This window comes from Alcanivorax sp. S6407 (assembly GCF_023016115.1).
GTDB lineage: Bacteria > Pseudomonadota > Gammaproteobacteria > Pseudomonadales > Alcanivoracaceae > Alcanivorax.
On record NZ_JALKBH010000007.1, the window covers coordinates 180,041 to 203,845 of the forward strand.

At 60.4% G+C, this 23,805-nt stretch carries 20 protein-coding genes; 19 read left to right on the forward strand and 1 reads right to left on the reverse strand.

Annotated features, from left to right (window positions below; all coding sequences use genetic code 11):
* The first annotated feature begins 78 nt into the window (after nt 1-78).
* The 16 genes from mraZ (at nt 79) to lpxC (ending at nt 17,653) form a co-directional block, all read left to right on the forward strand.
* Entirely contained in the window at nt 79-519 is a 441-nt protein-coding gene (mraZ, locus tag MWU49_RS15015; RefSeq protein ID WP_246973868.1) for a division/cell wall cluster transcriptional repressor MraZ, read from the forward strand.
* Entirely contained in the window at nt 519-1,457 is a 939-nt protein-coding gene (gene rsmH / locus MWU49_RS15020; RefSeq protein WP_246973871.1) for a 16S rRNA (cytosine(1402)-N(4))-methyltransferase RsmH, read from the forward strand. The genes mraZ and rsmH overlap by 1 nt, the downstream gene beginning before the upstream one ends.
* On the forward strand, nt 1,454-1,720 hold the full coding sequence (gene ftsL / locus MWU49_RS15025) for a cell division protein FtsL (protein WP_246973873.1): 267 nt from the start codon (nt 1,454-1,456) through the stop codon (nt 1,718-1,720). The genes rsmH and ftsL overlap by 4 nt, the downstream gene beginning before the upstream one ends.
* Nucleotides 1,717-3,438, forward strand: coding sequence for a penicillin-binding transpeptidase domain-containing protein (locus MWU49_RS15030; protein WP_246973876.1), 1,722 nt, complete (start codon nt 1,717-1,719; stop codon nt 3,436-3,438). Before ftsL ends, MWU49_RS15030 begins: the two co-directional genes overlap by 4 nt.
* Nucleotides 3,435-4,913 (forward strand): UDP-N-acetylmuramoyl-L-alanyl-D-glutamate--2,6-diaminopimelate ligase, encoded by a 1,479-nt coding sequence (locus tag MWU49_RS15035; protein ID WP_246973878.1) that lies wholly within the window; start codon nt 3,435-3,437, stop codon nt 4,911-4,913. Before MWU49_RS15030 ends, MWU49_RS15035 begins: the two co-directional genes overlap by 4 nt.
* Nucleotides 4,910-6,268, forward strand: a complete 1,359-nt coding sequence (gene murF, locus MWU49_RS15040; RefSeq protein WP_246973879.1) for a UDP-N-acetylmuramoyl-tripeptide--D-alanyl-D-alanine ligase — start codon at nt 4,910-4,912, stop codon at nt 6,266-6,268. The genes MWU49_RS15035 and murF overlap by 4 nt, the downstream gene beginning before the upstream one ends.
* Nucleotides 6,268-7,350 carry a phospho-N-acetylmuramoyl-pentapeptide-transferase gene (mraY, locus tag MWU49_RS15045; RefSeq protein WP_246973881.1) on the forward strand — a complete coding sequence of 361 codons (1,083 nt, stop codon included), beginning with the start codon at nt 6,268-6,270 and terminating at the stop codon, nt 7,348-7,350. Before murF ends, mraY begins: the two co-directional genes overlap by 1 nt.
* 15 nt (nt 7,351-7,365) lie before the next feature.
* Entirely contained in the window at nt 7,366-8,691 is a 1,326-nt protein-coding gene (gene murD, locus MWU49_RS15050) for a UDP-N-acetylmuramoyl-L-alanine--D-glutamate ligase (protein ID WP_246973882.1), read from the forward strand.
* A complete protein-coding gene (gene ftsW, locus MWU49_RS15055) occupies nt 8,684-9,841 on the forward strand; it encodes a putative lipid II flippase FtsW (protein ID WP_246973883.1) in 1,158 nt (385 codons plus the stop codon). Before murD ends, ftsW begins: the two co-directional genes overlap by 8 nt.
* Complete coding sequence (murG, locus tag MWU49_RS15060) at nt 9,838-10,908, forward strand: undecaprenyldiphospho-muramoylpentapeptide beta-N-acetylglucosaminyltransferase (protein ID WP_246973887.1); 1,071 nt, start codon at nt 9,838-9,840, stop codon at nt 10,906-10,908. The genes ftsW and murG overlap by 4 nt, the downstream gene beginning before the upstream one ends.
* Complete coding sequence (gene murC, locus MWU49_RS15065) at nt 10,898-12,325, forward strand: UDP-N-acetylmuramate--L-alanine ligase (protein WP_246973890.1); 1,428 nt, start codon at nt 10,898-10,900, stop codon at nt 12,323-12,325. Before murG ends, murC begins: the two co-directional genes overlap by 11 nt.
* A complete protein-coding gene (locus MWU49_RS15070; protein WP_246973892.1) occupies nt 12,318-13,256 on the forward strand; it encodes a D-alanine--D-alanine ligase in 939 nt (312 codons plus the stop codon). The genes murC and MWU49_RS15070 overlap by 8 nt, the downstream gene beginning before the upstream one ends.
* Entirely contained in the window at nt 13,249-14,031 is a 783-nt protein-coding gene (locus tag MWU49_RS15075; RefSeq protein WP_246973894.1) for a cell division protein FtsQ/DivIB, read from the forward strand. The genes MWU49_RS15070 and MWU49_RS15075 overlap by 8 nt, the downstream gene beginning before the upstream one ends.
* A gap of 1 nt (nt 14,032) precedes the next feature.
* Nucleotides 14,033-15,268, forward strand: coding sequence for a cell division protein FtsA (ftsA, locus tag MWU49_RS15080; protein ID WP_246973897.1), 1,236 nt, complete (start codon nt 14,033-14,035; stop codon nt 15,266-15,268).
* A gap of 190 nt (nt 15,269-15,458) precedes the next feature.
* The gene (gene ftsZ, locus MWU49_RS15085; protein ID WP_246973899.1) at nt 15,459-16,625 is read left to right on the forward strand and encodes a cell division protein FtsZ; all 1,167 of its coding nucleotides are present in this window, start codon (nt 15,459-15,461) and stop codon (nt 16,623-16,625) included.
* Between the two features lie 110 nt (nt 16,626-16,735).
* Nucleotides 16,736-17,653, forward strand: a complete 918-nt coding sequence (lpxC, locus tag MWU49_RS15090) for a UDP-3-O-acyl-N-acetylglucosamine deacetylase (RefSeq protein WP_035231559.1) — start codon at nt 16,736-16,738, stop codon at nt 17,651-17,653.
* Between the two features lie 89 nt (nt 17,654-17,742).
* Here lpxC and MWU49_RS15095 read toward each other — a convergent pair whose 3' ends face one another.
* Nucleotides 17,743-18,210, reverse strand: a complete 468-nt coding sequence (locus MWU49_RS15095; protein WP_246973901.1) for a hypothetical protein — start codon at nt 18,208-18,210, stop codon at nt 17,743-17,745.
* A 111-nt stretch (nt 18,211-18,321) separates the two neighbouring features.
* On the opposite strand from MWU49_RS15095, the gene MWU49_RS15100 reads away from it, so the two are divergent.
* From MWU49_RS15100 to argJ, 3 genes are all read left to right on the forward strand, one after another.
* Entirely contained in the window at nt 18,322-19,254 is a 933-nt protein-coding gene (locus tag MWU49_RS15100) for a M23 family metallopeptidase (RefSeq protein WP_246973903.1), read from the forward strand.
* A 387-nt stretch (nt 19,255-19,641) separates the two neighbouring features.
* Nucleotides 19,642-22,362, forward strand: coding sequence for a preprotein translocase subunit SecA (gene secA, locus MWU49_RS15105; protein WP_246973905.1), 2,721 nt, complete (start codon nt 19,642-19,644; stop codon nt 22,360-22,362).
* 127 nt (nt 22,363-22,489) lie between these two features.
* On the forward strand, nt 22,490-23,692 hold the full coding sequence (gene argJ / locus MWU49_RS15110; RefSeq protein ID WP_246973907.1) for a bifunctional glutamate N-acetyltransferase/amino-acid acetyltransferase ArgJ: 1,203 nt from the start codon (nt 22,490-22,492) through the stop codon (nt 23,690-23,692).
* Nucleotides 23,693-23,805: the final 113 nt, after the last annotated feature.

Here is a 23,805-nt window from a genome sequence, read left to right on the forward strand (position 1 = left end):
GAGGCGGCAGGTGTCGCAAAGTGGGGCTCCATGGAGCACCCGGAAGGAACCGCTAAATAAAGAGACAGAGGACGGCCAGTGTTTACTGGGAGCACATCACTCAATCTGGATGCCAAGGGGCGGCTCACCATGCCGACCCGGTACCGCGCTTCGTTGATCGAAGCCTGCGGCGGCCAGCTTGTGCTCACCCGTCACCCCTTTGATGAATGTCTCGCGCTTTATCCGCGCCACGAATTCACTGAAACCGCCAACAAGCTGTCCGCCCAGCGGGATTCCAATCCCCATGTGCGTCAGCTCAAGCGCCGTTTCCTTGGTCAGGCGGTAGAGATCGAAATGGACAGCAATGGCCGTCTGTTGGTGCCGCCAGAATTGCGCGCTGCCATTGGCCTGGAAAAGCAGGCCATGTTGATTGGCCAGATGCATCGCTTTGAAATCTGGACAGCAGAGAGCTGGTCAGAGGAAGACAGCACCCTGGATCCGGAAGCCTTGCCGGACAGTGTGCAGGAGCTCGCGTTCTGATGAGCGACACAGGGAAGCAGTTCGAACACCTGCCAGTGTTACTGGAGGAGGTGCTGGAAATGTGGTTCAGCCGTGGCGATGGTTTTTATGTGGATGGCACCTTCGGGCGTGGTGGTCACAGTCGTGCGCTGCTGGCGAAGCTGGATGCCGACGGTCGGCTCACAGGCATTGACCGGGATCCCCTGGCAATTGCCGAAGGCGAGAAGCTGGCCGGTGAGGATAGCCGTTTCCAGATCAAGGCCAGCAGGTTTGATTGTCTGCCTGAGGTAGTGGCAGAGCAGGGGCGTCCCATTGATGGATTGCTGCTGGATCTGGGAGTGTCTTCGCCGCAGCTGGATGATGCTGCTCGCGGCTTCAGTTTTCTGCGCGACGGCCCGCTGGACATGCGCATGGATCCGACTAGCGGGGAGAGCGTTGCTGACTGGCTGGCCCGGGCAGAAGAAAAGGAAATCGCGGATGTGCTGTATCGCTACGGCGAAGAGCGCAAGTCCCGCTGGATCGCCAAGCGCATCTGCGAGACCCGCAAGGAACAGCCGATTACCCGCACCCTGCAACTGGCGGATCTGATCGAATCAGTGCTGGGCCGGGGGGAGCCGGGCAAGCACCCGGCCACGCGTAGCTTTCAGGCGCTGAGAATACATATAAACGGGGAGCTGGATGCGCTGAACGAAGTGCTGGAACAGTCCCTGGAGACGCTCGCCATTGGCGGGCGTCTCGCCATTATCAGCTTCCATTCCCTGGAAGACCGGATTGTGAAGCTGTTTATCCGTGATCATTCCGGCCGGGCTCCGAAAGGGCGCGGTGGTTTGCCGTTGGGCGATGAGTTGCCGCAACGGCTGGAGCCGGTTGGCAAGGCCATTCGTGCCGGCAAGGCCGAGCTGAAAGTGAATGTGCGCTCGCGCAGTGCGGTATTGCGGGTGGCGGAGAAGGTGGCGTGACAGCGCCCTGGGCCATTCGTGCACTGGTGATATTGATTGCGGTGTCGGCTCTGGGCGTGAGTTACAGCGTTCATGAGGCGCGTCGTCTCACTGATGAAAGTCAGAAGTTGCAGCAGCAACAGACCCGGCTGGAAAGCCAGTGGAGCCAGTTGCTGCTGGAACACAGTACCTGGGGCAGCTATGCCCGGGTGGAGCGCCTGGCAAGGGAAAAGCTGGGTATGAAGTTACCGAAAACCGATGAGAGAGTGCTGATTCGACCATGAAGAACCGGGTCCGCAAGACACGGCAACCTAACCTCCGGACACGCTGGCGCTTTGTGCTGGGGTTCTGGGCGGTGTGTGCCTGTCTGCTGGTGGCCCGGGCGGTGGATCTGCAAGTGCTGCAGCACGATTTTCTCGCCCATCAGGGTGATATCCGTAATCTGCGCGTGGAGCCCCTGGCCGCCCACCGTGGCGTGATTCGTGATCGTGCCGGTCGCCCGCTGGCCGTCAGTACCCCGGTGGTTACCCTGTGGGCCAACCCTCGTGAAGCCCTCGCGCATCAGGATGCCTGGGAGCGGCTGGGCAACAATGGCGTGATTAGCCGCAAGGAATTTGCCAGCAAGGTTCGTCGTCACGAAAGCCGCGAGTTCGTCTATCTGGAGCGCGGTCTGGCACCGGAAGCGGCAAAGAAAGTACTGGACCTGAATGTGCCTGGCATCCATTCGCTCACCGAATACCGTCGTTACTATCCGGCCGGTGAGGTGTCCAGCCATGTGGTGGGCTTTACCAATATTGATGACCAGGGCCAGGAAGGCACCGAGCTGGCCATGGATACCCAGCTGGAAGGTCACAGTGGCCGCAAGAAGGTGGTTCGCGACCTGCTGGGTCGGGTGATTCAGGATATCGAAGTGCTCAAGCCCGCCGAGCCGGGTGAAGATGTGACCCTGAGTATCGACCTGCGACTGCAATATCTGGCTTACCGTGAATTGCTGGCGGCAGTGCAGCAGCACAAGGCCAAGGGCGGTAGTGCGGTCGTCGTGGATGTGCGCACCGGCGAAGTGCTGGCCATGGTCAACCAGCCGGCCTACAACCCCAACAACCGTGGCAACATGGATACGGCGTCACTGCGCAATCGCGCGGTTACCGATCTTTTCGAGCCGGGTTCCACCATGAAGCCGTTCACCGTGGCGGCGGCCCTGGAAATGGGAATGGTGACCCCGTCCACCACCATCAATACGCATCCGGGCACGTTGCGGGTAGGTACCAAGACCATCCGCGATCACCGCGACTACGGCATCATCGACATTACTACCGTGCTGACCAAGAGCTCCAATGTGGGCACCAGCAAGCTGGCCCTGGCCATGGATCAGCAGGCGCTGCCGGATTATCTGGAGCGTTTTGGGTTTGGCCAGGCTACCGGTATTGCTTTCCCGGGGGAAAGCGATGGCCTGTTGCCGCTGCGCAGCAAGTGGCGTGACGTGGAGCGTGCGGCGCTTTCCTACGGCTATGGCCTGAGTGTGTCTGCGGTGCAGCTGGCCCAGGCCTATGCGGTGATTGCCAATGATGGCATGAAGGTGCCGTTGACCCTGCGCAAGGTGGAAGGCATTCCCCGCGGCGAGCAGGTGGTTGGGCAGGCTGTGTCCCGACAGCTGGTGCAGATGCTGGAGACCGTGGTCAGCCGCGAAGGTACCGCCAGCCGGGCCCAGGTGCCGGGGTATCAGGTGGCAGGCAAGACCGGCACCGTACACAAGGTGGTGGCTGGCGGCTATGCGGATGATAACTACATCGGATTGTTTGCGGGTCTGGCGCCGGCAACGGATCCGCGCATTGTTACCGTGGTGGTTATCGATGACCCCCGAGGCGAGGCTTATTACGGTGGGCTGGTGGCCGCGCCGGCATTTTCCAACATCATGAGTGGGGTGCTGCGTACCTTGCACGTACCGCCGGATCGGCCAGAGGGATTGCTGGCCGGCGCTCCGGACGCGGAGGATCGTTCATGATGAGCCTCCAGCAATTGCTCCCCGATCTGAACCTGCCTGCCAACGTGGCAGGTATCGTCGTTTCTGGCCTGCAGCTGGACAGCCGTCAGGTGCAGTCCGGGCAGGCGTTTGTGGCCGTGCCCGGGGTGGCCAGCGATGGTCGTCGCTTTGTGGCACAGGCTGTGGCTGCCGGTGCGGCGGCAGTGCTGTCCGATGCCGAACACGGGCCGTTCACCATCAGCTACGAGCAGCAGGTGCCTTGCGTGCATGTGCCGGAACTGGCCGGGCAGGTGGGTGATGTGGCGGCGCGCTGGTTTAATCAGCCGGCCGCGCGCATGGCGCTCACTGGCGTTACCGGCACCAACGGCAAGACCAGCATTACCTGGTTCCTGCGCGATGCGCTCAACGCGCTTGGTCACCGTTGCGCGTTGGTGGGTACCCTGGGTGTGGGTCTCAAGGGAGAGGAAAAGCATACCGGTCACACCACGCCGGATCCGATCACCCTGCAGGCCTCCCTGGCGGAAGCCCGTGATGCCGGCGCCGATTGTGTGGCCATGGAAGTGTCCTCCCATGCGCTGGACCAGAAGCGGCTGGGCAGCACCCCGGTGACCACAGCCGTATTCAGTAACCTGAGCCGTGATCATCTGGATTACCACGGTGACATGGAGTCCTATCTGTCGGCCAAGTCGGTGCTGTTTTCCCGCCCGGGTGTGCGTCTGGCGGTAATCAACTGTGATGACCATGCTTCCAGTTCCTTGCTGAGCTGTCTGTCAGACAACGTTCGTTGTGTCACCTTCGGCGGTCAGGAGGGTGCCACGGTACGCTGCGAAAGCGCGGTATACGATGCCTATGGCATGCATGCCACCCTGAATGTGGCAGGTGATGCCGTGACGGTGGCTCTGCCATTGTTCGGGCCTTTCAATCTCAGCAACGTGATGGCCGTGGCAGCCATTCTGCATGGCCAGGGTGTGGACACTGCTGTACTGGGCAAGGCGCTGGCGGCGGTGACGCCGGTGCCGGGCAGAATGGAACCCGTTCGCGCCGAACAGGGTCCCACTGTGATCGTGGATTACGCGCATACCCCGGACGGCCTTGAGAAGGCCCTGCAGGCCTGCCGTGCCCACTTTGAAAGCAAGCTCTATTGCATCGTTGGCTGCGGCGGCGACCGGGATGCCGGCAAGCGCCCGTTGATGGCGCAAATCGCTGAACAACTGGCGGACGTGGTGGTATTGACCAGCGATAACCCGCGCAGTGAAAACCCGCAAACCATTATTGAACAGATGCAGGCGGGCCTGACGCAGCCAGATAATGTCGTGTCCGTCGTTGAGCGAGCACAAGCGGTAGCCGATACCGTGCGTCGTGCTGCTGCCGGTGACGTGATCCTGCTGGCTGGCAAGGGCCATGAGGATTACCAGGAGATCAACGGCGTTCGCTATCCCAGCGACGACCGTGAACTGGCCCGTAACGCGCTGACCGCATTGGGAGGTGGCCAATGATGAGGCTGTCCCAGATCGCTCAGTGGACCGGCGGAGAGCTGGTGGGTGAGGACGTGGAAATCAACGCTGTGGTCACCGATACCCGTGCCATGACCCCGGGCTGTCTGTTTGTGGCGCTCAAGGGCGAACGCTTTGATGCCCATGATTTTCTGGCGCAGGCTGCGGCGGAAGGGGCGGTGGCTGCTCTGGTGGATCGTGACCAGACGGATTTTGGCAATGCGGTAAAGGTTGCCGATACCCGTCATGGGCTGGGCAAGCTGGCCAGCGGCTATGCGGATCAGTTCACCGCTGAGCGCATGGCGGTCACTGGCAATGCCGGCAAGACCACGGTGAAGGAAATGGCCGCGGCCATGCTGGGCGCCGACACACTGGCCACCGCGGGCAACTTCAACAACGACATTGGTGTGCCGCTGACGCTGTTGCGGCTGCGTGCCGAACATCGCTATGCGGTGATTGAGCTGGGTGCCAATGCCCCCGGTGAAATTGCATGGACCAGCGCATTGACCAAGCCTCGCGTAGTGCTGGTCACCAATGTGACCGGGGCGCACTTGGAAGGCTTCGGCTCCATGCAGGGCATTGCCAACGCCAAGGCAGAAATCTTCGGCGGTTGCGAGACAGGTGGTCAGGCGATCATCAACGCGGATGACAGCTTTGCCGGTTTTTTTGCTGGTGAAGCCGAAAAAGCGGGGCTCAAGGTAATTCGGATCAGCACCCGCGAAGCGGCGGACCTGTATGCGGAGCAGATTGTGCTGGGGCAAGACTACGCCCGCTTTGTTCTGCAGCCATCCGGCCACACTGTCACTGTGCCGCTGGCCGGCGCCCATCAGGTCAACAATGCGCTAATGGCCATTGCTGCGGTGCAGGCGCTGGGTCTGTCCCTGGATGAGGCGCTGCCACGACTGGCCAGCCTCAAGCCGGTGCCCGGGCGCATGAATCTGCATCACGTGGGCAAAGGCCTGCTGGTAGATGACACCTATAACGCAAACCCCGGATCGGTACGCGCCGCCATTGACTGGCTGGCCGCCCAGCCGGCACCGCGCATGCTGGTGCTGGGTGCCATGGGCGAGCTGGGGCCGCAGGCAGAATCGCTGGTGGAAGCGCTGGGTGTGTATGCCCGCGAGAAAGGTTTGGATCGGCTGGTGGCCATGCGCGGTGCGCAAACGGCGGCCAGCGGCTTTGGCGATGACGCAAATATCGCCGATGAGCATCAACAGGCGGTGGACTGGAGTGCCCCGGTGCTGCAAGCAGGTGGCACCGTGTTGGTGAAAGGTTCGCGCACGGCCGGTATGGAAGCGGTAGTGAAGCGACTGACACAGGGCGAAAGCCCGCAGACACAGAATGAGGGGGCTCACTAATGCTGCTCTGGCTGGCCGAATATCTGGCCCAATACTACAGCGGTTTTCTGGTATTCCAGTACATCACCCTGCGCGGCATTCTCAGCGTACTGACCGCGCTGTTCATCGCCTTCTGGGTGGGCCCGATCATGATCCGCATGCTGCAGGAGAAACAGGTGGGGCAGGCCATTCGTGATGACGGCCCCAAGAGTCACTTGAGCAAGGCGGGCACCCCGACCATGGGGGGCGCACTGATTCTGGTGGCCATCGTGATTTCCACTCTGCTGTGGGCCGACCTGAGTAACCGCTTTGTGTGGATCACCCTGGGCGTGCTGTTCATCTTTGGCGCCGTGGGCTGGGTGGATGACTGGCGCAAGGTGGTAGAAAAGAATCCTCGCGGCCTTCCGGCGAAGTGGAAATACCTGTGGCTGTCTGTTGGTTCCTTTGGTGCGGCGTTCGCGCTGTACCTGACGGCGCAAAGCCCGGCTGAAACCCAGCTGATCGTGCCGTTCTTCAAGAACGTGGCGATCAACATGGGCTGGTTCTACATCATCCTGACCTACTTTGTGATCAACGGCACCAGTAATGCAGTGAACCTGACGGATGGCCTGGATGGTCTGGCCATCATGCCCACGGTGCTGGTAGGCGGCGCACTGGGCATTTTTGCCTACGCCGGCGGCCACACCGAGTTTGCCACCTATCTGCAGATTCCCTATGTGGCGGGCGCGGGCGAGCTGGTGATTATCTCCGCGGCCCTGTGTGGTGCGGGGCTTGGTTTTCTGTGGTTCAACGCCTATCCCGCCCAGGTATTCATGGGCGATGTGGGCGCGCTGGCGCTGGGTGCGGTACTGGGCGTGATGGCGGTGATTGTCCGTCAGGAAATCGTGCTGTTCATCATGGGCGGCGTGTTCGTGATGGAAACCGTGTCGGTGATGCTGCAGGTGGGCTCGTTCAAGCTCACCGGTCGGCGGATTTTCCGCATGGCCCCGATTCATCACCACTTTGAACTGAAAGGTTGGCCGGAACCGAAAATCATCGTTCGGTTCTGGATCATTACCGTGATTCTTGTACTGGTGGGTCTGGCGACCCTGAAGATTCGATAAGGAACTGACTCGAGCATGGCGAAAGACGGCTTTGATCTGGTTATTGGCCTGGGTGTCACCGGGCGTTCCGTGATCCGTTACCTGACGGATCAGGGGATGCCTGTGCGTGCGCTGGATACCCGTGCCGAGCCGGCTGGCCTTGAGGCCCTGCAGGCCGAGTTCCCCGGAGTGAAGATTCATACCGGCAGCTTCAAGCCTGGCTGGATGAAAAAAGCCAGCCGTCTGATCGTCAGCCCCGGCGTAGCCGTGGCCACCCCCGCCATTGCCGAACAGATCGTGGAAGGCAAGGAAGTGATTGGTGATGTGGAGCTGTTCGCCCGCGCTGCCAGCGAGCCGGTGGTGGGGATTACCGGCTCCAATGCCAAGAGTACCGTGACCACCTTGCTGGGCCAGGTGGCTGATGCCTGCGGGATGAATCCGGGTATTGGCGGCAATCTGGGTGTGCCGGCACTGGATCTGCTCAATGACGATGCCCGTGTTTATGTACTCGAGCTGTCCAGCTTCCAGCTGGAAACCACCTACAGCCTGAGTGCGGACGTAGCGACCATTCTCAACGTGTCACAGGATCATCTGGACCGTTACGCCAGCTTTGCCGATTACCTGGCGGCCAAACAGCGCATTTATGACGGTTGTCAGGTGGCGGTATGGAACCGCGACGACCTGGCGACCCGACCGCCGGAATCCGTTCCCCGTCAGGTCACTTTCGGCGCACACCCGGAAGCGGACTACCGGCTGGACAGCGACAACGGCGTGCTTCTGTGTCGTGGCGAGCGCCTGTTGGCGCTGGACGAACTGGCGCTGACTGGTCACCACAATGCGCTGAACATCCTCGCCGTGCTGGCCATCAGTGATGCCCTGTCACTCAATCGCGACAAGGCGCTTGCCACCGTGAAGGCGTTCACCGGTCTCGAACATCGTTGTCAGCTGGTGGCTGACAAGGGTGGTGTGCGCTGGTTCAACGATTCCAAGGCCACCAATGTGGGGGCCACTCTGGCCGCGCTCACCGGTATCGGTGAAAGCATCGAAGGCAAGGTGATTCTGATTGCCGGTGGGCAAGGCAAGGGCCAGGATTTCTCACCGCTGGCAGAGCCGGCACGGCAGTACCTGCGCGCCGGGCTGCTGATGGGGGAAGATCGCGCCCAGTTGGCCCAGGGCATGTCTGCCGCTCCCTGTGAACTGGTGGCGGATATGCAGGCCGCGGTAGAGCGTGCCTTCGCGCTGGCGCAACCAGGTGATGCAGTACTGCTGTCGCCGGCCTGTGCCTCCTTCGATATGTACAAGGGCTTTGGCCAGCGCGGGGATGACTTCATGCAGAAGGTTCGGGAGGTGTGCCATGACTGAGCGCATGATCCTGAAACTGGATAGCAAGGGTATCGACAAGCCGTTGCTGTGGACCGCCATCGGGCTGGCGCTGGCCGGGCTGGTGATGGTGTCGTCTGCCAGTCTGCAGATTGCCGAAACCCGTCTCGGAGACCCCTTCTACTACGCCCTGCGTCATGGCATCTACCTGGCGCTGGGTCTGGGGGTGGGGGCTTTCGTTTACTACGCCGTGCCGCTGGCGCTGCTGGAGCGGCTGCGCTTTTTCATGCTCCCCATCGCGCTGGTGGTGCTGGTGCTGGTGTTTGTTCCGGGTCTGGGCCGCAGTGTGAATGGCTCTACCCGCTGGATCGCGTTGCCGGGCCTGACCATTCAGGCGTCGGAAATCGTCAAGCTGTGCTTTGTGCTCTACCTGGCCGGCTATGTGGCCGAGCGCAAGGCGGCACTGGAAAATGAGTGGAAAGCCTTCCTGCTGCCTTTGGGGTTGCTGGGGGTGTTGATGGTGTTGTTGCTGCTGGAGCCGGATTTCGGTGCGGTGGTAGTGCTGGGTATTACTGCCATGGGCATGCTGTTCCTGTCCGGGGTGCCGACCCTGCGGTTCTTGCTTATTGGCTTGGCGGCGGTGGTACTGGGTGCCCTGGTGGCGGTGGCTGAGCCCTACCGGGTGGCGCGCCTGATGACGTTTACCGATCCCTGGGCGGACCAGTTTGGCGCCGGTTACCAGCTTACCCAGAGTCTGATCGCCTTTGGCCGCGGTCATCTCACCGGGGTCGGGCTGGGCAACAGCGTGCAGAAGCTGTTCTACCTGCCGGAAGCCCATACCGATTTCGTCTATGCAGTGATGGCTGAAGAACTGGGTCTGCTCGGCAATCTGGCCCTGATCAGCGGCTTTATCCTGCTGGGCTGGCGGGTGTTCCGTCTGGGGCATTCCCTGGAAGAACGCGGATTCCTCTACCACGCCTATCTGGTGTATGGCTGCGCCTTCGTGTTCTGCTCCCAGGCGTTTATCAACCTGGGCGTGAACATGGGCATGCTGCCCACCAAGGGGCTGACTCTGCCCTTTATCAGCTATGGCGGTTCTTCCCTGCTGATTTCCGCCGCCATGGTGGGCATGATCCTGCGCGCCGGCGCCGAGGCCGAACAACTCAAGGCCAGGGGGAGGGCTGCACGATGAGCACTGTCCTGATCATGGCCGGGGGTACCGGCGGGCATGTTTTCCCGGCGTTGGCAGTGGCCGATCAATTGCGTGATCGCGGATTTGACATTCTCTGGCTGGGTGCCGAGCACGGCATGGAAGGCAAGCTGGTGCGGCGTCATGGTTACAACATTGCCGAGCTGGCGGTGTCCCGTCTGCGTGGTGGCGGCCTCAAGCGCAAGCTTACCGCGCCGTTCAACCTGCTGCGTGCGGTGCTGCAGGCACGTCAGCTGATTCGGCAGCACCAGCCGGTGCTCGCCGTCGGTTTTGGCGGCTTCGCCAGCGGTCCCGGTGGCCTGGCGGCACGGTTGTGTGGGGTGCCGGTGGTGGTGCACGAGCAGAATGCGGTGCCGGGGCTGACCAACCGCCTGCTGTCGAAGATGGCCACGGTGACCCTGGAAGGCTTCGATGGTGCCTTCGGTCAGCGTGATGCCTGCTGGGTGGGTAATCCTGTGCGTGCCGAGATCGCCGCCATTGACGAACCCGCTGGCCGTTATGCCCGTCATCAGGGTGGGCTGCGCATTTTGGTCGTAGGCGGTAGCCAGGGTGCCCTAGTGCTCAATCAGGATCTGCCGGAACTGATGCTGGCGGTACTGGGTAATGACATTCAGGTCCGTCACCAGTGTGGTGCAGGGCGTACCGGCGAAGCTGCGCCGATTTATGACGCGCTGGGCGTGAATGCCCAGGTCAGTGAATTTATTGATGACATGGCGGAAGCCTACAGCTGGGCGGATCTGGTGATCTGCCGGGCCGGGGCGTTGACCGTGGCGGAAGTGGCGGCGGCCGGTGTGGCAGCCCTGTTCATTCCGCTGCCAACCGCGGTGGATGATCACCAGACATTGAATGCCCGCTGGTTGTCCGACAAGGGTGCGGCCCTGTTGTTGCCCCAGCGGGAACTGAGCGCAGCCAGTCTGGCTGCCATCTTGAAACCCGTTGCACAACGCGGTGCCCTGGCGCAAATGGCGCAACGGGCCCGTGAGCAGGCAGTGGCTGACAGCGCCGAGCGCGCAGCGACCCTGTGTCAGGAGGTGGCCAATGGCCGATAACGATTACATCCATACCGTGCCAGAGATGCGCCGTATCCGCGGTATCCATTTTGTGGGTATCGGTGGTGTTGGCATGTGTGGCATTGCTGAAGTGCTGGCGAATCAGGGCTATGCCATCAGCGGCAGTGACATCAAGGAATCCGCCGTGGTGGCGCGCCTGCGCAGCTTGGGGGTGCGGGTGGAAATCGGTCACCGTGCCGAGAACATTGATGGCGCGGATGTGGTGGTGACCTCCACCGCGGTGAATACCGAAAATGTGGAAGTGGCGGAAGCTCACGAGCGTCGTATTCCGGTGGTGCCCCGTGCCCAGATGCTGGCGGAGCTGATGCGTTTCCGACACGGTATCGCGGTCGCCGGCACCCATGGCAAGACCACCACCACCTCCATGACCGCAGCCATCATGGCGGAGGCGGGCATGGATCCGACTTTCGTGATTGGCGGCCGCCTGAACAGCGCCGGCACCAATGCCCGTCTCGGCCAGAGCCGTTATCTGGTGGCGGAAGCGGACGAGTCCGATGCCAGCTTCCTGCACCTGCAGCCGATGAGTGCCATCGTGACCAATATCGAAGCGGATCACATGCACACCTATGGCGGTGATTTTGCCCAGCTGGAAAACACCTTTATCGAATTCCTGCACAACCTTCCGTTCTACGGGGTGGCAGTGATGTGTGTCGACGATCCGGTGGTGCGCAAGCTGCTGCCGAGGGTTAATCGTCAGGTGATTCGTTATGGCTTCAGCGAAGATGCCGATCTGCGTGCCGAAGACGTCCAGCAGCAGGGCATGACCACCACCTTCCGGGTGATTCGCAAGGAAGGCGAGCCGCTGAAAATCAGTCTCAACATGCCTGGCAAGCACAATGTGCTGAATGCGCTGGCTGCCATTGCCGTGTCTGCGGATGAAGGGGCGGATGACGAGGCCATCATTCGCGGCCTGAACAACTTTACCGGGGTGGGGCGCCGCTTTGATGTGCAGGGCGAGTACCACTTCGAGGCTGGCAGCGCGACGCTGGTGGATGACTATGGTCACCACCCCAGCGAAGTGGCAGTAACCATCGATGCCATTCGTGCCGGCTGGCCGGGCCGTCGCCTGGCCATGCTGTTCCAGCCCCACCGTTACACCCGTACCCAGGATCTTTATGAGGACTTCGTGGAAGTGCTCTCCGGGGTAGATGTGCTGCTGATGCTGGAAGTGTACGGTGCCGGCGAAGATCCGATCCCGGGCGCTGATGCCCGCGCCCTGTGCCGCAGCATTCGCAAGCGCGGCAAGGTCGAGCCGGTCTTCGTGGATGATCCGGCCAAGTTGGCGGAGATTCTCGCCACCCAGTTGCAGGATGGCGATCTGCTGGTCACCCAGGGTGCCGGCAACGTGGGCGCCATTGCCAAAGAACTGGCCGAACAAGGAGCCAAGCGTGGATAAGGTGCTGCTGAAGCAAAAGCTGGCCAGTGTGGGCCGGGTAGCGGTGCTGGCCGGTGGTAAATCCGCCGAGCGCCCGGTGTCCCTGAAGAGTGGGGCGGCAGTGCATCAGGCGCTGCGCAGCCTGGGCGTGATAGCAGAACTGGTGGATCCGTCCGAGACCAGCGTGGATGCGCTAAAAGGGTTTGATGCCGCCTTTATTGCGCTGCATGGTCGCGGCGGCGAGGACGGTGTGATTCAGGGCGTGCTGGAGCATCTGGGCATCCCCTATACCGGCTCTGCAGTGATGGCTTCCGGTATCGGCATGGACAAGGTCCGCACCAAACAATTGTGGAAGGGTGCCGGTCTGCCGACTCCTGCGTTCTATGTGGCGGGTCGCAATGATACTGACCTGGGCTTTCCGTTGATGATCAAGCCCGCCCATGAAGGCTCCTCCATTGGTATGGCCAAGGCGGATAACGCCGAGCAGCTGGCACAGGCATTGCTGGAAGCGGGCAAGTTCGATTCCGATGTGCTGGTAGAAGCCTGGGTGAATGGCCCGGAGTACACCGTGGCGGTGCTCGGTGATGAGGCGCTGCCGTCCATTCGCCTGAAGACGCCCCATGCGTTTTATGACTTTGAAGCCAAGTACCAGTCCGACAGCACCGAATACCTGTGCCCGGCCGGACTGAGTGACGAGGACGAGGCTGCCATTCGCCAGCTGGCTCTGACCGCTTTCCGGGTGGCCGGTTGCCGCGGCTGGGGCCGGGTCGATGTGATGCGCGATGAGCAAGGTCGCTGGCAGCTGCTGGAAATCAATACCGTGCCAGGCATGACTGATCACTCCCTGGTGCCCATGGCCGCCAAGGCCACCGGCCGGGATTTCGAGGTGCTGGTGGGAGAGATTCTGTTGCTGGCACTGGAGCAGGCTGCAGGGGAGAAAAACGGTGGCTAAGGCTGCCGCCACGCCCCGGGGCGCCCGCCGCAAGCCGGTGAAGCAGACCGGGGTGCCACTGCGCGAACGCCTGGCGGCTGCCGTGCCGTGGATGCTGGTGGGCAGTGTCGCCATGGTACTGCTGGTCGGCGTGATTTATCTTCCCGCCGCCCTGGATGGCTACCCCATCCGCAAGGTGGGCGTGGATGGCGTCACCGATGTACGCCGTCAGCAGCAGATCCAGACCGCCCTGGCGGCGCTGGTTCGCGATGAAAACTATTTTTCCGTGCCGCTGGCCGAGATTTACCAGCAGGCACAGGGGCTGAGCTGGGTAGAGGGCGTTTCGGTACGTCGCCAGTGGCCCGACACCGTGGTGTTGACCGTCAGTGAACGGCGCCCGGTAGCCGTATGGAACGAGACGGTGCTGATTTCCGACAGCGGCGAACCGTTCAAGGCATTGAAGCAATACGACCTGACGGGCCTGCCGCATTTGAACGGCCCGCAGCAACGGCTGGAGGAAGTCATGGGCTTCTATCACAGCATGGGCAAGATGCTGGCGGGTGTGGATCTGGGCATTCGCAGCATGGACGTCAACGCACGGCTGACCGCGCGACTGACGCTGGATAACGACATGCAACTGGTGGTCGACCGTGAGCACTACACCACCAAACTTCGCCGTTTCGTGCGGCTTTATCGGGGTGTACTGAGCACGGACAGTCGCCAGGTGACCAGCGTGGATCTGCGTTACGCAGATGGCATGGCAGTGACCTGGGGCGAGCAACAGGAGAAAGGGTGACATGGCAACAGCAACAGAAAACATGATTGTCGGACTCGACATTGGCACCTCCAAGGTGGTGGCCATCGTCGGGCAGACATCTGCCGATGGCACCATGGAGATTGTGGGGATCGGTTCGCAGCCCTCGCGGGGCATGAAGAAGGGCGTGGTAGTGGATATCGAAGCCACTGTGCGTTCCATTCAGCGTGCTGTGGAAGAGGCCGAGCTGATGGCGGGCTGCCACATCCATACCGTTTATGCGGGCATTGCCGGTTCCCACGTACGCAGCCTGAATTCCCACGGCATCGTGGCGATTCGTGACCGGGAAGTGGCCCAGGCAGATATCGACCGGGTGATTGATGCGGCCCAGGCCGTAGCCATCCCGGCAGACCAGAAGACCCTGCACGTTCTGCCCCAGGAATACGTGGTGGACAACCAGGAAGGCGTCCGCGAGCCCATCGGCATGAGCGGCGTGCGCCTGGAAGCCAAGGTACATCTGGTCACCTGCGCGGTGAATGCTGCGCAGAACATCGAGAAGTGTGTGCGCCGCTGCAACCTGGAAGTGGACGACATCATCCTCGAGCAGCTGGCCAGTGCCCATGCGGTGCTCACCGAAGACGAGCGCGAGCTGGGGGTATGCATCGTGGATATCGGTGGCGGCACCACGGACATCGCCATCTTCACCGAAGGGGCGATTCGTCATACCGCCAATATTCCGATTGCCGGTGATCAGGTGACCAACGATATCGCCATGGCCCTGCGCACCCCCAAGCAGCATGCCGACGAGATCAAGATCAAGTATGCCTGCGCCCTGACCCAGCTGGCGGGCGCAGACGAAACCATCAAGGTGCCCAGCGTGGGCGATCGTCCGCCGCGTACCCTCAGCCGCCAGAATCTGGCGGAAGTGGTGGAGCCGCGTTACGACGAGCTGTTCACCCTGGTGCAGGCAGAGATTCGTCGCTCCGGTTATGAGGACCTGATTCCCGGGGGCATCGTGCTCACCGGGGGGTCCTCCAAGATCGAAGGGGCGGTGGATTTGGCCGAAGAAATTTTCCACATGCCTGTGCGGCTGGGGTCCCCGCAGGGGATTTCCGGGCTTACCGATGTGGTCAAGAACCCGATCTATTCCACCGCCGTAGGCCTGCTGTTGTACGGCCAGCGCATGGAAAAGGAAGGTGGCAGCCCCCGCGCCCAAGCCGGTGGCGGTCAGGTGGACTGGCTGGAGCGTTTCAAAAGTTGGTTCAAGGGTAATTTTTAAGGGGCGCCGGATGCCAGACGCCCGAAGCCGGATGCTAAAACCCGGCGGCAAAGCCGCCAAAGCGTCAGGCGTCGAGCATCAGGCATCCAGCGTTCAATAGGCGCAAGCGGCGGTTCCGGGCCGCGCAACACCACCGGGACACTTCGACGTGAAACAAGTAGTAAACAGGGATGAAAACGGGAGATTAACCATGCAATTCAAATTGGAAGACAGCGTGCCTCATGGCGCAGTAATCAAGGTAGTTGGCGTTGGCGGCGGTGGCGGTAACGCCGTCGATCACATGGTGCGTTCCGGTGTAGAAGGGGTGGATTTCATCTGCGCCAACACCGACGCCCAGGCGCTGCGCAATGCCCAGGCCAAGACCGTGATTCAGCTGGGTAGCCAGGTCACCAAGGGTCTGGGTGCCGGTGCCAACCCTGAAATCGGTCGTCAGTCTGCCCTGGAAGACCGTGACCGCATCGCCGAGCTGCTGGACGGTGCCGATATGGTATTTGTGACTGCCGGTATGGGCGGTGGTACTGGTACCGGTGCTGCACCGGTGGTGGCCGAGATCGCCAAGGAACTGGGTATCCTGACCGTGGCGGTAGTGACCAAGCCGTTCCCGTTCGAAGGCAAGAAGCGTATGCGTTCTGCCCAGGAAGGCATCGAGGAGCTGAAAGAACACGTTCACTCCCTGATCACCATTCCCAACGAGAAGCTGCAGTCCGTACTGGGTGGTTCCACCAGCCTGCTGGATGCCTTCAAGGCTGCCAACGACGTGCTGCAAGGCGCAGTGAAAGGGATTGCCGATCTGATCGTTCGCCCTGGCATGATCAACGTGGATTTCGCAGACGTGCGTACCGTAATGAGCGAGCTGGGCACTGCCATGATGGGGTCCGGTACTGCCAGCGGTGAAGAGCGCGCTGCCGAAGCGGCCCGTGCTGCTATCTCCAGCCCGCTGCTGGAAGACGTGGATCTGCGCGGCGCTCGTGGCATCCTGGTCAACATCACCGCCAACGAATCCATCGCTCTGGACGAGTTCTCCGAAGTGGGTGAAATCGTCAGCGAGCTGGCCGGCGAAGATGCCAATGTGATCATCGGCACCGCCATCGACCCGGATATGGGCGACAATATCAGCGTTACCGTGGTGGCCACTGGTCTGGGCGCCGCCGCTCAGGAACTAAAAGTGGTGCGTGGGCGTCAGACCCCTGTCGCCGCCGATGGTCGTGTGGATTACAGCGACCTGGATCGCCCGGCTGTGGAGCGCAAGCGCGCCGCCCAGCAGGCAGCCAGCGGTCGTGGCCAGCAGGCGGTGAACACTGCGGAAGATCTGGATTTCATCGATATTCCGACCTTCCTGCGTCGCCAGGCCGACTAACGGTGGCTCCGCATTGGTGCAAAATCAGGGAGTTGGAGTATAATCCGGCCCTAATTTTGTGTTGAGGAAAGCGGTATCCCTCAGGATACCCGCAGCTGTGTGACAGACTGATGATCAGACAACGTACTCTGAAAAACGTGATCCGCGCCACCGGCGTGGGCCTGCACACCGGCGAAAAGGTCTATATGACCGTTCGCCCGGCACCGGTGGATACCGGTATCGTGTTCCGGCGTGTGGACCTGGACCCGGTGGTCGAGATCAAGGCGGCGGCAGATGCCGTGGGTGAAACCACGCTGTCGTCAACGCTGGTTCAGGATGGCGTCAAAGTCGGTACCGTGGAGCATTTCCTGTCCGCCATGGCGGGCCTGGGCATTGATAATGCCTTTGTGGAACTGTCTGCCCCGGAAATGCCGATCATGGATGGCAGTGCCGGTCCGTTCGTCTTCCTGTTGCAATCTGCCGGTATCAAGGAGCAGGAAGCGGCCAAGAAGTTCATTCGCATCAAGAAGGAAGTGACGGTGCGAGAGGGCGACAAGACGGCAACTTTCGTGCCCTTCGATGGCTTCAAGGTGACGTTCTCCATCGAGTTCGATCACCCGGTGTTTGAAGACCGAAACCAGGTGTCCAGTATCGACTTCTCCACGACTTCGTTCGTGAAGGAAGTGGCACGGGCGCGGACGTTCGGCTTCATGCGCGACATCGAGTTTCTGCGCAGCCAGAACCTGGCTCTGGGCGGCAGCGTGGATAACGCCATCGTGGTGGATGAATACCGTATCCTCAATGAAGACGGCTTGCGCTATGAGGATGAGTTCGTCAAACACAAGATGCTGGATGCCATCGGCGACCTGTATCTGCTCGGGCACAGCCTGATTGGCGAGTTCATTGGCCACAAGTCCGGCCATGCCCTCAATAATGCGTTGCTGCGGGAAATTCTCCGTCAGGAGGATTCCTACGAAGTGGTGACCTTCGAGGATGCCACTGACGCACCGGTGTCTTACATGCGCCCGGTGCTGGCTGCCGCCGAATAAGGCCAGCCACGTCGAAGCCCTGTTGCCAGCCGGTGGTTCTCCCACCGCCGGCTGGCACCCTTCGGGCCTGTCTTTTCTGTCTGTACCTGTTATTCCGATTCCCAGCGGCTGGCCAGTCGCAATAACGATGCCTTGAGGGCGTCGTCGTCCATATCCTCTGCCAGGGCCTGAATGTACCCGGCACTTTCCTTGCTCAGCGTGGGGCCTTTGGCCTGGTAATTGCTTTGCTCGCCTGGTGGCTGAGATCCGGTTGATTTCGCCAGTGGCTGGCGCTTGCCACCCACCACAATCTTCACCTGTTCCCCAGGCAGGGCCTGTTGTAATCGGGGGAGATGAAAACGCAGTAGTTGGGCGGTGGCACTGGTCTCCACCAGCGCCAGCCAGCGGTGCTGGTCGCGAACCAGGGTGACCCGCTCGCGCAGGGCCGGCGGCAGGCAATCCCGGGGGTCCTGTTCCTCCGCGGAGGGCGATTTACGTGCCTGTTTGGCCAGTTCTGCAAGGATGCGATTACCGCTCAGCAGGGCCTTGAAGGCTTTGGGCGAAGTTGTCTTGCTCATGGGTTTTTCATAGACTAGCCTGCCAGCTATGAAAAATTATTTTAAAAAGCTGGCGTAAGTTGCTGAAAAATTTGGCGTTAGCTTTAACTAACTTGTGCGTTACTCAACGATATGAACATCATAGTCATTAACAGCAAGCGCGGCCATTCCCGCACTCTTCCGGTACCCAGGCACTGGCCCTGGCTGCTGGCGGCGGTTTTTGTGCTGTTGCCGGCACTGATCGGAGTGGGCGCTTACCAACTGGTTTATCATGTCGGCGATCAGCCTGAATATACACCTTTAATGACGGCGCGTTTCGCTGATCAGCTTAATGAGCAGGAAAAGGCCCTGGCCGACCTGGATCAACTCAGCCAGGAGCAGTTCCGCGCCCTGACCCTCAAACTGGCCCAGGCCCAGGCGCGCCTGGTGCGTCTGGATGCCCTCGGTGAGCGTCTGGTGGAAGTGGCTGACGTGGGCAGTGACGAATTCGACTTCAGCACTGTGCCGGGGCTGGGTGGTCCGGAATCCGCGGATGAGGGCGCCAGCTATGAGCTGCCTTCCTTCATGGAAGCCGTGGACCAAATGGCCGCCACCCTTGAGCGCCGTGAACGTCAGCTGGACATCCTCGAAGACCTGCTGGCTGACAAGCAGATTGAAGATCAGACCTGGCTGTCCGGTCGTCCGTTGACCAAGGGCTGGATGTCCAGCCGCTTCGGTCGCCGCTCCGATCCCTTTACCGGCCGTGTGGCCTGGCACAAGGGGGTGGATTTTGCCGGCAAGGAAGGAACCCCGATCGTGGCAACCGGTTCCGGTGTGGTGACCTTCTCTGGGGTGAAATCCGGCTACGGCAAGATGGTCGAGCTGAACCACGGTAACGGCATTACTACCCGCTATGGCCATGCCCTGGAGCTGGTGGTTGAGGCTGGTGAAATTGTGCGTACCGGTGATGTGATCGCCAAAGTGGGTAACTCTGGCCGATCCACAGGTCCCCATGTGCACTACGAAGTGCTGAAAAACGGGGCCCAGGTCAATCCACAGCCCTATATCTATCGGGCTCGCCGCTAGGCTGGTCATGGCAACCGCACCGTTGCCGTTTGCGTGCTGCATGATGCGTAAAGCTTGATGAGGCAGCAAGCGGCATCCAAAACGGCCCTTCCGGGGCCGTTTTTCGTTATCGCCCCTTGATATCCGTGAATACCACCTTATCTCTCCACTCTATTGTGTTTAGAATGGCTCTCTTTCAGGGGGATGCCCGGCAGACGTTGTCTGCACCCTGCGGGCTTTCCTGAGACCTTTGCTTGTCACTTGCGTCTCAACCCTTCCTGGTGGCCCACGGGTTGCAAGGAACATGGACAGGGCCTTAGCCCTTTGGCCTTTATGGCCGGCGCTCTGTCCTGATGCCGTCCTGCCATCGCGAGCAGACGGCCTAACTTAAATAGAAGCGGAAGTTTTATGCTCGGTACCATCGTCAAAAAAATTATCGGCACCAAGAATGATCGCGAGCTCAAGCGCATGGGCAAGCTGGTGGAAGCGATCAACGGATACGGGGAAGCGCTGGCCCAACTGAGTGATGCGGATCTGCAGTTCAAGACCCGGGAATTCCGTGAAGCCTACCAGCAGGGAAAGACGCTGGATGAGCTGCTGCCGGAGGCCTTTGCGGTAGTGCGGGAGGCGTCTACCCGGGTAATGGGCATGCGCCACTTTGACGTGCAGATGATGGGCGGCATCTCTCTTCACGAAGGGCGTATTTCCGAAATGCGTACCGGTGAAGGTAAAACCCTGACCGCAACCTTGCCGGTATACCTCAATGCCCTCTCCGGAGAGGGCGTGCATGTCGTCACTGTGAACGATTATCTGGCCGAGCGTGACGCTAACTGGATGCGCCCGCTTTACGAATTCCTTGGTCTGAGCGTGGGCATCATCCTGTCCCAGCAGCCTTCGGAGCAGAAGCGCGAGGCCTATGCTGCCGACATTACCTACGGCACAAACAACGAGTACGGCTTCGATTACCTGCGTGACAACATGGCTTTCCGTCTGGAAGACCGGGTACAGCGCGGGCTGAACTATGCGGTAGTGGATGAGGTGGATTCCATCCTCATCGATGAAGCGCGCACGCCGCTGATCATTTCCGGTCCGGCGGCAGATTCCTCCGAGCTGTACATGGCCATCAACAAGCTGATGCCCAACCTGAAAAAGCAGGAAGAGGAAGGTGACGAAAGCGGTGACTTCTTCGTTGACGAGAAGCAGCGCCAGGTGGAACTGACCGAAGACGGTCACCAGAAGATCGAAGGTCTGCTGGTCAGCAATGGCATTCTGGAACAGGGTGAAAGCCTGTACGCTGCCCATAATCTGACCCTGCTGCATCATGTGCACGCAGCCCTCAAGGCCCATGCCCTGTTTCATGTGGATCGCGACTACATTGTCCAGGGTGGCCAGATCGTCATCGTGGATGAGCACACCGGCCGTACCATGCCTGGCCGTCGCTGGTCCGAGGGGATTCATCAGGCCATCGAAGCCAAGGAAGGGGTCAATATCCAGCAGGAAAACCAGACCCTGGCGTCCACCACTTTCCAGAACTATTTCCGTCTGTACAACAAGCTGGCCGGCATGACCGGTACTGCGGACACCGAGGCGGTGGAATTCCGCCAGATCTATGGCATGGATGTGGTGGTGATTCCCACCAACCGTCCCATGGTGCGTGAAGACGCCAACGACTTGGTGTACCTGAGCCTGCAGGAAAAATTCGACGCCATCGTGGAAGAGATCAAGGCGGCAGTGGAGAAGGGGGCGCCGGTGTTGGTGGGTACTGCCACCATTGAAGCGTCCGAGTATCTGCACAAGCGCCTCAAGCAGGACAAGATCCATCACGAAGTCCTGAATGCCAAGTTCCACCAGCGAGAAGCGCAGATCATTGCCCAGGCCGGCCGTCCCGGCGCAGTGACCATCGCCACCAACATGGCGGGTCGCGGTACTGACATCATGCTCGGCGGTAACCCGGAAGAGCAGATCAAGCACATGGATGAGCCGTCTGAAAGCGAGGCTGCGAAAATTCGTGCCGAGTGGCAGGCGAACCATGACAAGGTCATGGAAGCTGGCGGTCTGCACATTATCGGTACCGAGCGTCACGAATCCCGTCGTATCGATAACCAGCTGCGAGGTCGTGCCGGCCGTCAGGGTGATCCGGGTTACACCCGCTTCTTCCTGTCCATGGAAGATGACCTGATGCGCATCTTCGCCTCTGATCGTATCCGCGGCATGATGCGCTCCCTGGGGCTGGAAAACGGTGAAGCCATCGAGCACCGCTGGGTTACCCGCGCCATCGAAAACGCCCAGCGCAAGGTGGAAGGTCGTAACTTCGACATCCGTAAAAACCTGCTCGAGTATGATGACGTGGCCAACGATCAGCGCCAGGTGATCTACAGTCAGCGTGATCAGATTCTGGAAACCGAAGACCTGACCAATTCCGTGAAGGGCATCCGTTTCGATGTGATTCAGGAAGTGGTTCACAGCTACATGGCCCCGGGCTCCGTGGAAGACCAGTGGGATGTGCCGGGGCTGGAGAAAACCCTGGATGCAGAGTTTCAGTGCAAGGCGCCAGTGGGCCAGTGGCTCAATGAAGACAATCAGCTGCATATTGATGGCATTGTCGAAAAACTGGTCGAGCACATGGAAGAGGAATACGAGCGTAAGGAAGCCGAGATCGGCAAGGAAGACCTGCGCCGTATCGAGAAGCATCTGATGCTGCAGATCCTCGACCGTCACTGGAAAGAGCATCTGGCCAGCATGGATCACTTGCGTCAGGGGATTCATCTGCGTGGCTACGCCCAGAAGAACCCCAAGCAGGAGTACAAGAAGGAAGCCTTCGAGCTGTTCCAGAACCTGCTTAACCAGATTCAGCATGAACTGATCCGGGTACTGCACAGCTTCCAGGTCCGTCGCGACGACGAGCTGGAGCGCATGGAGCAACAGCGCCAGGAAGAAGCCCGTCGTCAGGCCGAGAAAATGAAAATGCAGGCGGTGGCTGAACCCGGCACTGAGTCTGCTGCAGGCGAAGAAGGCGGTGCCCAGCAAGCAGGTACTGTGGTTCGCGAAGGCCGCAAGGTCGGCCGCAACGAGCCTTGCCCTTGCGGCTCTGGCAAGAAGTACAAGCAGTGCCACGGTAAGATTGAATAGGAATAGCCTCAAGCTCCAAGCTTCAAGCTGCAAGGAAAACCAGAGCACCGGCAAAGCCGGTGCTTTCTTTGTTTGGGCTTGTAGCTTGCGGCTTGAAGCTTGTAGCTGATTTTTCAAGGAAATGGTTATGACACAAACAGAGTGGTTGCCCGTCCCCGGGATTCGGCTTGCAGCGGTGGAGGCCGGAATCAAAAAGGCCAATCGCAAGGATCTGGTGATTCTTGGATTGGCGGATGAGGCCCGTGTCAGTGGCGTGTTTACGCTCAACCGTTTCTGCGCGGCGCCGGTGCAGGTGGCCAAGGCGCGTCTGGCGAAAACCACGCCGAAATACCTGATGATTAACACCGGCTATGCCAATGCCGGTACTGGCAAGAAGGGCATGGAAAACTGCCTGGCCAGCTGCAAATTACTGGCCGAGGCGACCGGTTGCCGGGAAGAGGAAATCCTGCCGTATTCCACCGGGGTGATTGGTGAGCAGTTTCCGCTGGATGCCTTTGCCAAAGGTATCCCTGTCGCCCTGGCGGAACTGGACGAGCATCACTGGGGGCGGGCATCGGAAGGTATCATGACCACCGATACCTACCCGAAAGTGGCCAGTCGCCGGGTGGAAATCGATGGGGTGCCGGTAACGGTCACCGGCATGTCCAAGGGTTCCGGGATGATCAAGCCGAACATGGCTACCATGCTCGGCTATATCGCCACTGATGCGCCCATTGCCAAGCCGCTGCTGGATCAGTGGGTAAAGGCGCTGGCCGACAAGTCCTTCAATCGGGTGACCGTGGACGGCGATACCTCCACCAATGATGCCTGCATGCTGATCAGCACTGCCCAGGCCAAACTGGACGAGATCACTGCGCTGGATGATCGCAGCCAGGTGTTGTTCGATGCGCTGGAATCCGTATTCGTGGAACTGGCCCAGGCACTGGTGCGTGACGGTGAAGGCGCCACCAAGTTTGTGGAAATTACGATCACTGGCGCGGCCTCTGATAGCGATGCCCGTGTTGTTGCGGAAACCATTGCCCATTCCCCGCTGGTGAAAACTGCCCTGTTTGCCTCGGACCCCAACTGGGGCCGGATTCTCGGTGCCATGGGGCGTGCCCCCATTGCCGAACTGGATGTTGATAAGGTCAACGTCTGGTTGGGCGATGTGCTGCTTGTAGAGCAGGGTGGTGTGGCTGAGAGTTACCAGGAGGCCGACGGCGCTGCCGTTATGGCCAAACCGGAAATTGTCATCCGCGCGGACCTGGCAGCCGGGCAGGGAGAATGTACGGTTTGGACCTGCGACTTCAGCTACGACTACGTGAAGATCAACGCGGAATATAGAACTTAGACGCAACAGGCATCACGCTTCACGCAACACGCGGAGGGAAAATCTGCTGTGGGAGCTCTCTGTGCCCTTCAGGGTATGCCTGCAAGCGATTCGGCGAGTTGAGAGTAACGAGT